The sequence below is a fragment of the Flammeovirga aprica JL-4 genome (genome assembly GCF_012844305.1).
GTDB classification, from domain to species: Bacteria; Bacteroidota; Bacteroidia; order Cytophagales; family Flammeovirgaceae; genus Flammeovirga; species Flammeovirga aprica.
The window spans coordinates 1-549 of sequence record NZ_JABANE010000420.1 but is presented as its reverse complement, the minus strand read 5'-3'; the positions used below and the strand labels follow the sequence as shown (position 1 = coordinate 549).

Below are 549 nucleotides of genomic sequence, written 5' to 3'. Positions count from 1 at the left end.
TATGAACAGGGATATGCTGTACTTCAGCTGTTTTTGAGTGATTTTCATAAGCTTTATTCTGTAACATTTTCATATAGAAATCATAACTGAAAATGCTATGTTCTACACATAGACTCGCCACTTTTTCCAACTCTTCAAAAGTGTGCTGTTTAGGCAGGACTTTAACAAAATAATTACAAGATTTATAGGAAGCCTGAGGATACTCGTAATTTGAAATATATGTAGATATAAATTGTTTCATATTTTTACCGATAGTTCCTGCAATAGTTATAAAATAGTCATCGTTCCATTGCATATATTTCTTGTGTGCCGTAGGCAAGTGATCCGCGATGGTAATGTACTTTCCTTGCGTCTAACTTTTACTGTGAATCGCTATTCTTTCTTTGTTGTAGTAGATCTCTACTACCCTTTTATTGTATTGAATTTCGATGTATTTACCTATATAATGATAAGGAACACTGTAATAGCATTTATCTGCACCTAAGAAAGCATAACCCATTTTTTGGACTTTAGCTCTTGAAAATTCGTACATTTCAAAAGAGGAAATGG

2 protein-coding genes are annotated in these 549 nt (G+C 32.8%); both read right to left on the bottom strand.

Translation table 11 applies throughout. The features are described from left to right. A partial coding sequence (locus HHU12_RS34720; RefSeq protein ID WP_169661244.1) for a hypothetical protein occupies positions 1-241 on the bottom strand: 241 nt, incomplete at its 3' end. Positions 242-352: 111 nt separating this feature from the next. Beyond that, the coding region (locus HHU12_RS34715) for a Mu transposase domain-containing protein (RefSeq protein WP_449401701.1) at positions 353-549 on the bottom strand (197 nt) is incomplete at its 5' end.